This is a genomic window from Cronbergia sp. UHCC 0137 (assembly GCF_034932285.1).
Lineage (GTDB): Bacteria > Cyanobacteriota > Cyanobacteriia > Cyanobacteriales > Nostocaceae > Cronbergia.
This window is the reverse complement of the sequence record NZ_JAYGHC010000045.1, coordinates 17360-26847: the sequence shown is the minus strand read 5'-3', so window position 1 is coordinate 26847 and position 9488 is coordinate 17360. Positions and strand designations below refer to the sequence as shown.

General features: G+C 38.4%; 10 protein-coding genes. 6 read left to right on the top strand and 4 right to left on the bottom strand.

The window, feature by feature from the left end; genetic code table 11:
- Positions 1 to 12: 12 nt before the first annotated feature.
- Positions 13 to 210 (bottom strand): hypothetical protein, encoded by a 198-nt coding sequence (locus VB711_RS19820; RefSeq protein ID WP_323287980.1) that lies wholly within the window; start codon positions 208 to 210, stop codon positions 13 to 15.
- Between the two features lie 315 nt (positions 211 to 525).
- On the opposite strand from VB711_RS19820, the gene thrC reads away from it, so the two are divergent.
- The gene (thrC, locus tag VB711_RS19815) at positions 526 to 1617 is read left to right on the top strand and encodes a threonine synthase (protein ID WP_323287979.1); all 1092 of its coding nucleotides are present in this window, start codon (positions 526 to 528) and stop codon (positions 1615 to 1617) included.
- A 148-nt stretch (positions 1618 to 1765) separates the two neighbouring features.
- Here thrC and VB711_RS19810 read toward each other — a convergent pair whose 3' ends face one another.
- From VB711_RS19810 to VB711_RS19800, 3 genes are all read right to left on the bottom strand, one after another.
- On the bottom strand, positions 1766 to 2347 hold the full coding sequence (locus VB711_RS19810; protein WP_323287978.1) for a Uma2 family endonuclease: 582 nt from the start codon (positions 2345 to 2347) through the stop codon (positions 1766 to 1768).
- A gap of 121 nt (positions 2348 to 2468) precedes the next feature.
- On the bottom strand, positions 2469 to 2720 hold the full coding sequence (locus VB711_RS19805; RefSeq protein WP_323287976.1) for a type II toxin-antitoxin system Phd/YefM family antitoxin: 252 nt from the start codon (positions 2718 to 2720) through the stop codon (positions 2469 to 2471).
- Between the two features lie 139 nt (positions 2721 to 2859).
- Positions 2860 to 3357 (bottom strand): hypothetical protein, encoded by a 498-nt coding sequence (locus VB711_RS19800; RefSeq protein WP_323287975.1) that lies wholly within the window; start codon positions 3355 to 3357, stop codon positions 2860 to 2862.
- 121 nt (positions 3358 to 3478) lie between these two features.
- Between VB711_RS19800 and VB711_RS19795 the strand changes: the two genes are divergently transcribed.
- The 5 genes from VB711_RS19795 (at position 3479) to VB711_RS19775 (ending at position 9352) form a co-directional block, all read left to right on the top strand.
- Complete coding sequence (locus VB711_RS19795) at positions 3479 to 5239, top strand: DUF389 domain-containing protein (RefSeq protein WP_323287974.1); 1761 nt, start codon at positions 3479 to 3481, stop codon at positions 5237 to 5239.
- Positions 5240 to 5241: 2 nt separating this feature from the next.
- Positions 5242 to 6159 (top strand): YihY/virulence factor BrkB family protein, encoded by a 918-nt coding sequence (locus tag VB711_RS19790; RefSeq protein ID WP_323287973.1) that lies wholly within the window; start codon positions 5242 to 5244, stop codon positions 6157 to 6159.
- Positions 6152 to 6637 (top strand): DUF4112 domain-containing protein, encoded by a 486-nt coding sequence (locus tag VB711_RS19785; RefSeq protein ID WP_323287972.1) that lies wholly within the window; start codon positions 6152 to 6154, stop codon positions 6635 to 6637. Before VB711_RS19790 ends, VB711_RS19785 begins: the two co-directional genes overlap by 8 nt.
- 8 nt (positions 6638 to 6645) lie before the next feature.
- Positions 6646 to 7581 carry an alpha/beta hydrolase gene (locus VB711_RS19780; RefSeq protein WP_323287971.1) on the top strand — a complete coding sequence of 312 codons (936 nt, stop codon included), beginning with the start codon at positions 6646 to 6648 and terminating at the stop codon, positions 7579 to 7581.
- Between the two features lie 535 nt (positions 7582 to 8116).
- On the top strand, positions 8117 to 9352 hold the full coding sequence (locus VB711_RS19775; protein WP_323287970.1) for an LL-diaminopimelate aminotransferase: 1236 nt from the start codon (positions 8117 to 8119) through the stop codon (positions 9350 to 9352).
- Positions 9353 to 9488 lie beyond the last annotated feature (136 nt).

Here is a 9488-nt window from a genome sequence, read left to right as displayed (position 1 = left end):
TTTTCTTGTATGTTATTCCTGTTGGTCGTTAGAATCTACCAACCTTTGGCTGTTCAGTTTTTGTAACTGTTGTAGTAAAGAGTCTACCTCAGCTTGCAAGTCCATAAATTTGACTTGCTGATCATCCTGATAATAAGCCTTTGTTAACTTGCTGACCAAGCTAACTTGGGATTCGTAATGAGCAACACTGGTAGAAGAGGATGTAGACATGATTTTTTAAATCCGAAATTTAACTCACACCATAGGTGATTTTATGATAATGCTATTTTAAGCTTTATTAAAAAAAATGTATAGTTTAAATCATTTAGGCTAATATTTTTTTGATTAATCCATAAGCTAGAAGAATATCGTTATAGATACTTGGACAGAGTTGAGATTACCTGACGGAGTGAGGATATTAGCTAAATTAAGGTATTATAGTAGATTAACAGTCCCACTTTAGGATAAAATTGGCTGGTGGGAGACCTGCATAGAACAATTCAATCGTTCCCTCAATAAATCCATAGTTAAGAAATTTTAAATCCCGTGACTTTGAGCCTGTCTGTTGCTAAATCTCATTCTCGACCCTGGCCAGGACTGATAGAAGCCTATCGTGAATACTTGCCTGTCAGTGAAAAAACCCCAGTTGTAACGTTGTTGGAAGGTAATACACCTTTAATTCCAGTGCCAGCGATCGCTGAACGCATCGGCAGACAGGTTAAAGTATTGGTAAAATATGATGGATTAAACCCCACTGGCAGTTTTAAAGACCGGGGGATGACAATGGCAATTACTAAGGCCAAGGAAGCAGGGGCTAAAGCGGTGATTTGTGCCAGCACAGGTAACACTTCCGCAGCCGCAGCGGCCTATGCCCGTCGTGGGGGGATGAAACCCTTTGTGTTGATTCCCGACGGTTATGTGGCTTTAGGTAAATTGGCACAGGCTTTATTATATGGGGCTGAGGTGTTAGCCATTAAAGGGAATTTTGACCAGGCCTTAGAAATTGTCCGCGAAATGGCAGATAACTATCCGATTACCTTGGTGAATTCTGTCAATCCCTACCGTTTGGAAGGACAGAAAACAGGAGCATTTGAAGTGGTAGATGCCCTGGGAGATGCCCCCGATTGGTTGTGTATACCGGTGGGGAATGCGGGAAATATCACAGCATATTGGATGGGTTTTTGTCAATACCATCAAGCCGGAAAGTGCGATCGCTTACCGCAAATGATGGGTTTTCAAGCTGCTGGTGCTGCACCGTTGGTAAATGGTCAAGTGGTCATGAATCCAGAAACCATTGCCACAGCGATCCGCATTGGGAATCCTGCCAGTTGGGATAAAGCGATCGCAGCCCAATCAGCCAGTCAGGGAAGCTTCAATGCCGTCACCGATGAGGAGATTTTGGACGCTTATCGGCTGTTAGCTTCATCAGAAGGCATTTTTTGTGAACCTGCTAGTGCGGCTTCTGTGGCTGGATTGTTAAAGGTGAAAGACCAAGTTCCCACCGGGGCAACTGTGGTTTGTGTCCTGACTGGTAATGGTTTAAAAGACCCAGATACAGCTATTAAACACAGTCACGCTCAATTTAAGCAGGGTATCCCCGCAGAAATGCAAGCGGTAGCTGAAGCAATGGGATTTTGAAGGAATTTTAGGGTTTTTTTAATTACGCGATCGCTCAACCATAATAGACCTCTCGAAAAAGGTGTAGGGACAATTCATGAATTGTCCCCAACAAAGGTTTAAGCATATTTAATTTTTGGAGATATCTAATACTTTTAATTGCTATCTATTAACCAAGAATATCACTTACCTTAATCTCAATTTCTGGAAATACTTCACTTTTAATCAAATTATCACCTGTATAGATAAATTCTTCATAAAAGCCTTCTACCAAAGATAAAACCGTAATTTTGTTCTGTACAGGATCAACAATCCAATATTCAGCAATTCCCCTAGCTGCATACTCAGAACGCTTGAAACGATAGTCTCGGACTTGATTTTCAGTACCAGGTGATACCACCTCTATAGCTATTAATGGTGGTGGCATATCATGGGTAATTGTTCCTCCTTTCGTAGTTTCTAAAGCAGCACGACATTCTTCACCCAAGATTAATAAATCAGGGATTCTTACCTTAGCTCTACGTCCACTTACCTCAATCGAAACCTCTTTGTATGCTAACAGATGAGGAAGAATAAATTTATATAATGCGAATAAAAGTCGTCTTGATACATCAGAGTTTAAAATTGATTCTGGTGGCATTAAAACTAATTCTCCATCCACTAATTCATAGCGATTTTCAGTGCCATCATCATAGGCATAGTAATCTTCAAAGGAAAAATAATTGACTGGTGCTTGAGGAGTGTGAACCATAAATACCTGCTATACCTCTTCTGTCAGAGTGGGATAATAGTTTAAAACCTTTGCCGAAAGAGAATCAGGAGACAAAACAGCACTGACTAACACATTAGTATCAAGAACTAGACGCATAAAACTATTGATCGTTGCTTAAAAGCTCATTCAACTTGTCTTCAGTTAAACCACGTTCTTGGGCTTTATGTCCGATACTTTGTCTAAATTGTTGAAATTCTTGAATATTAATCCGAGTTATTTGTTGATAATCTTCAATAGACATAATAACGGCAATATCACGATTTTGCTGACGGATGGTTACAGGTTCACGTTGCGCTTTATCAATGACTGCTGCAAAAGCTTGGTTGGCTTCCGTGTCTGAAACAAATTGCATAATTTCACCTCTTTATGTCTTTATTATAGACAAATTTTCCATCACATCTTGCCTATTTAAATGTAAAATTGAGTAGCAATTTCTAGGAATCGCTACTGCTGTGTGTAGTATACTTGGGGAAAGGTAACAGGGTAGTCAATTATTCTTCTTCTTTCTCTGCTTTTGCCCTTTCTGCCCCTTCTGCTCGTAATCTTGTTAAACTGTCAATAGCGTCACCCAAGGCGTTGGTTAGTCCTTGACGGGTTTCGGTGTGGTTTTCTTGTTCTATTTTCAAGGCTTTGAGAAAGCGATCGCGCTCTTGGGTGACAGTAATTAGCCTAGTTTGTAATTCTTCTACGGAAGTAATTTGTATAATTTCTTGTTCATCAGAAGTTGATTCTATCTCAGAAGATACTTTCATATCAATGGATTGAGATTCTGTACTTTCGGTTTTTACAGATGAGTGTGCGTATCCCATAGATATAGCTTGTTGATACATTTTAGCATCTGTCCGACGTTGTTCAGATTCAGTATTATATAGTTGTCGCCATTTTTGAGAACTTTCCCAAGCCTCATCACATTTTTGTTGCAGTTGTGCTATCTGCTGTTTCAAGGCTTGAATTTCGGCTAACCACTGTTGTGTTAAATTTTGAGTCATAGAAGTTTTTTTTGTAAGTACCTATTTCTTGAATACGAAGGGAATCACTGTATTCATTTACCGTTTCCTGTTCCCTGCTATATATTGACAGTAATAGTTGACGTTTATCAATACTGAAAATATGTTTAGAGATAAGTTTGCAAATAACTTGGGAATTAGTCAAGCTCGTAAAGAACAAGTATATTTGGATATATGCAGATCAGTAACGCTTGAAGATTCCAGCTATTGGATTCAGGTTTTATTTGCGGCTGGTATTGCTACTCTAGGATTAGTGCTGAACAGTCCAGCAGTAATTATTGGGGCAATGCTAATTTCTCCCTTGATGGGGGGTATTCTAGCCAATGGATTGGCGCTCGCTGCGGGTGATGTAATTTTAGCTATGCGAGCGCTGTTGAATCTAGTTTTGAGTTGCACATTAGCCATTACCTTTGCGGTGCTACTGGTATCTTTACTACCATTTAAAGAAATGACTGGTGAAATTGCAGCTAGGATTCGCCCTAATATTTTAGATTTGGTAGTTGCTTTATTTTCTGGTGCAGTGGGTTCAGTGGCAATTTGTAAAGAATCAAAAGGGATAGCAACTTCAATCCCTGGTGTGGCTATTGCAGTGGCTTTGATGCCGCCTTTATGTGTAGTTGGTTATGGTATTGGTTTAGCAATCAGTTTAGATGCTGTCAAAGGCTTACAGGTAGCTAGTGGTGGGGGATTATTATTTTTCACTAACTTAGTAGCGATTACTTTTACTGCTATGTTGGTTTTTCTAAGTTTACATATTGATAATGATCAGGTGAGAAAACAAGTTAGAGAATGGCGAACAACAGATAAAGAAAGTTTATGGATGCAGAGTTTTTTAGAGAAGTTACCTGTATACAATCAGATCAGAAAAGTTGGAGGTTTGCCAGGAAGATTTTTATTAATTTTTAGTACCATTGGTGCGATTATCTTTCCTTTAAATGAATCTTTAATCCAACTACGACGAGAAATTTATGTGCAGCAAAGAGAAAATCAAATTCGTAGCGCAGCAACAGAAGTATGGCAGAAGACTTTTGCGAGTTTTCCCAATGGTGAAACCCGTTCTTATATTAGTAATATTTCTACCTTACAGCAAAAGAATAAATTGACAATTCAAATTCAGGTATTTAGCAGTAAAGAATACACACCTGAAGAACAAAAGAGTTATATTAATATCTTAGCAGAACGATTGGGGAAACAGCCGCAGTTATTAGGATTAAAGCTAATTGAAATTCCTACCGCATCAAATGAACTTTTACGCCAATTAGCAGAAGAAAAGCCTGGTGAAAAGGTTATTACTATTGCTCAGTTGCAAGCAAATCTACTTCAAGAGGTTCAAAATTCTTTGGGTGATATTCAACTTCCTGAACCAGCGAAATTAATTAATTATGAGTTAATCAGTAGTTCTGTTGAAACATTAAGGATTAGGTTAGTATATTTGAGTGAAAGAGATATTGATAGAGATGCTCAAATTTTGATTACAGATAATATTAGAAGTAAGCTTGATTATCAGTTGGCTAAAGTCAAGATGGAGAGAATACCTACTGCTTTAGGGATTATATCTTTTGAACAAAATCAATCAGTATTAACGCCAAATAATACCAAAATTTTAGACCGTGCTGGGCAAATTTTGCAGGAACACCCGAATTTAAATCTGGAGGTGACATTTAATCAGCAACTAACGGAACGAGAAGATATTATTCAAGAGCGATCGCAAGCCATTATAAAATACTTACAATTGAAATGGCAAATCAGTGATGATAGGATTAACACGCAAATAGGAACAGAAGCTCAAACAAATGTGAAACTCAATTTTTCGGTAATATCACTGACGCAGCCACCACGGGAAACTCTGCCAGAAGTGCAATAAATATGCTCAATTTCAATTTTATCAGGTTCTTTCGCCATCTGAATTGGCGGACATTAAAAAAAACGATCACAAAAACAATTGAGAAGAGACTTTTAGGTTTAGCTTCAGAAATTGCCTTTAATTCCATGTTATCGCTGTTTCCTGCCGTTTTGACCATACTGACAGCTATTGGTTTATTGGCTGAGTCTCTGCAAAACACCTTTAGACAATTAGCGTTTCAACTGAGTCAAGTTGTACCAGATGAAGCTTGGAGACTGATTAGTGATTTTGCTACTGAAGAAATTGCCAACTCTAAAAATACTAGCTTATTTTCCGTGAGTTTTGCGATCGCTCTTTGGGTAGCTTCTGGTGCTATCAGTACAGCCATGACCGCCTTCGACCAAATTCAGCAAATTCCCCCGTCCAATACTCGCAACTTTTGGCAAGCAAAACTGGTTTCCCTGGGGTTAACAATTGGCACTATCTTACTATTAATGACGGCTTCTTTTTTAGTTTTTGTCAGTGATTTAGTTTTAGGCATAGTTGTACATGATAATACTTATCTTACCTTCTTGCTGCATATTTGGCAATTATTACTTTGGCCTTTAGCACTAACTATAGTCGCTTTAGCTTTTGGCTTTGTCTATCGCTATGGACCGAGTATTTGGCAACCTGGTACACCACTGATGCCAGGAGCAATTTTAGCAGCTATTTTTTGGGCAATACTTTCGGCTTTATTTCGGCTGTATGTGACAAATTTCGGTAACTATAATAAAGTTTATGGTGCAGTAGGAACTTTTATTGTTTTAATGTTGTGGTTATGGTTAAGTGCCTTTGTTCTCCTAGTGGGACAACAATTGAATGTAACCGTTGGTGAAGCTATGCACTCTAAAACTAACAAGTCAATTAAATTAACAAATCAAAATAGCGATAATGTCTAATTTTTCTGATCATACACATACATCAAGCTTAAAACGTCTACGTCAGATATCTAGATTATTAGATCATCTAATTACTATTCCTGGTACAAAAATAGGTATAGGCTTAGATCCCATCATGGGATTAATCCCTATTGGTGGTGATATTTTGGGAATGATATTATCTGGTTATATTATCTTAGAAGCCGCAAGATTAGGCGTGTCTAAAACCACTTTGGGCAAAATGATCTTAAATATAATTATTGATGCCTTAGTTGGTGCTATCCCTGTGTTAGGCGACTTTTTTGATGTTGCTTGGACTGCCAACAGTTATAATCTTAACTTATTAGAAGCATCTTTAAGAGATCCGAACCGGAAAAATAAAGCAGACAAGTGGTTTATCTTGGCGATTATTGCTGGATTGTTACTAATAACTATTGTTTTAGTTGCATTACCTGTGATAATAATTAGTATGATCTCAAAAGCTTTAATAGGTAACTAAAATATTTCATGAAAGATTGGTGGCAGGTTAATTTCCCTCAAGGGCAACAAAGTCTAACTATCACAGATGCAAGTGGCTATCCCGTCAAAATAGCTTATGGCGAAAAAGGTACAGGAAAACCACTAATTTTATTGCATGGTCTAGGCAGTTGGAGTTATAATTGGCGGCATAGTATTGAGCCATTATCTAAATATTTCCGGGTAATTTGTTGTGACGCTAAAGGGTTTGGTTTTTCAGAAAAACCTCTAGGTCGTAGAGAAGAAGAAGGACATCAAATTATTGAATTAAAGCGAATTATTCAAGCATTATGTGATGAACCCCCCGTAGTTGTTGCAGAATCTTTAGGAGCATTAATAGCTCTAGCTTTAGCAGGACAAAATCCCGACACAATTGGGCATTTAGTAGTAATCAATGCTCCTATTTTTACGGATAAATTACCTCATTGGGCTATGGGATTACTTGCCAAGATGCCATTAGAAATAGTCGAGATAATAGATAAATTACGGCTACCGTATTTGTTTGCACCTTTAGTTAAAGAAGTAATGGCAATAGAAAGACGTAAGGTATTATTTGATCCTTCAATTTTGACTGAAGAAGATATTTATTGGATTACCTACCCTTATATTGAACTACAGGGGACTTTAATCAAAGTTGCAGAAGAATTACAAATAGCAATAAGAGCAATTGAAAATTCATTAGCCAAGAAACCAAATATGCTCACAAAGATTCAAAATAATTTAGGAATAATTGAATGTCCTACATTAATTTTATGGGGTGATCAAGATAGTTGGTTTCCTGTAATTCAGGGTGAGAAATTACATCAATATATCCCTAATTCTCAGTTACAAATTTTGCCTAATTGTTATCATGATGCTTCTAGTGGAGCTTTTGCAGTGGTAAATGCGGCAATTATTGAGTTTTTAAAGGAGACAAAATACAGGTGACAGTAAGGAAGGGAGGAGGAGAAGAGATATATCTCAATCACGATCACGATCACGGATTTAATGGATTACACTGATGAGACAGATTTGAAGATTATCCAATCACCATAAAAAAAGTGGGAGTAGGCATACCAATCGCCTTTAACCTCCCACCCTACATTTGCTGCTGGGGCGTTCAGGAATATGTATAGAAACTGTTTGTTATTTAGGGGGGCTAATTTGTAAGTCAACAACAGTAACTATACGCCGTGATATTCCTGTCGCAGCAAATGTGAAACTTAAATTATTATGTTTTTGCTGCATTGATTTATCTTTCATAAATTTAACTTGGTTAATTACGCCTTGGTTGCCAAGTTGGCATTTTCTAGATTTTTTTTAGAGGATATTGAAAAAGTTACTGGAAAACATTTTTAATAGTGCTTAATTGGCGTATAAACCTCAAATATTTTAAGCTCTGCATCTGGAGTGAGAGATAAATTTATACTATTATTCATAAATTAGCAGTAAGCTGTGTTAGTGCATTTTTTCATGATTTAGTATGGCAACTATTAACGACAACTATTTGAAGCTAAAAGCAGGATACCTGTTTCCAGAAATTGCTCGTCGGGTGAATACCTTTGCTCAGGCAAATCCTGATGCTAAGATTATCCGGTTGGGTATTGGTGATGTCACCGAACCCTTGCCAGAGGCTTGTCGGACGGCGATGATTAGGGCTGTAGAGGAAATGGGCGATCGCTCTACTTTTAAAGGATATGGTCCAGAACAAGGTTATAATTGGTTACGGGAAAAAATCGCCGCCCACGACTTCCAAGCCAGGGGAGCAGCAATTGAGGCTGATGAAATCTTCATCTCTGATGGTTCTAAATGCGACTCAGGCAACATTTTAGATATCTTTGGTCATGATAACACCATAGCCGTTACAGACCCAGTTTACCCCGTGTATGTAGATACTAACGTCATGGCGGGAAACACTGGAATAGCCAATGATAAAGGCGAGTTTGCAGGTTTAGTTTATCTACCCGTCACCGCAGAAAACAACTTTACCGCTCAAATTCCCAGCCAAAAGGTTGATTTAATCTATCTGTGCTTCCCCAATAACCCCACAGGTGCAACTGCTACCAAAGAACACCTGCAAGCCTGGGTAGAATACGCTAAAGCCAACGGTTCGATTATCTTCTTTGATGCTGCTTACGAGGCTTACATTACAGATCCTACCCTGCCCCATTCTATCTATGAAATTGAAGGTGCGAGAGACTGTGCTATTGAGTTTCGTTCTTTCTCTAAAAATGCAGGTTTCACTGGTACTCGTTGCGCTTTAACTGTTGTACCCAAAACCCTCACAGCCAAAGCCGCAGATGGTTCAGATGTGGAAATTTGGAAGCTCTGGAATCGTCGTCAATCTACCAAATTTAACGGTGTTTCTTATATAGTACAACGAGGAGCAGAGGCGGTTTATTCAGCAGAGGGACAAGGGCAAATTAAAGCTTTAGTTAGTTTCTATTTAGAAAATGCCCAAATTATCCGCGAACAACTCACAAATGCCGGCTTAAAGGTTTATGGTGGTGTGAATGCGCCCTATGTTTGGGTTAAAACTCCTAATGGTTTATCTAGTTGGGAATTTTTTGATAAGTTGCTACAAACTGCAAATGTGGTAGGAACTCCTGGTTCTGGTTTTGGTGCTGCGGGTGAAGGTTATTTCCGCATTTCTGCTTTTAATAGTCGGGAAAATGTGGAAGTAGCTATGAAGCGCATCACCGATAAGTTTACGGTGTAGAATATAGTGGTGGGCAATGCCCACCCTACATTAATTCTGTGTTAGCGGCAACTAAAGTTTTAGGAAGCTGGTAGTGGTAAATATGTAGGGGTTGCTGAAAAAGTCTTTTTGTTAGGGCTAGGAGTCAGGAGTCAGG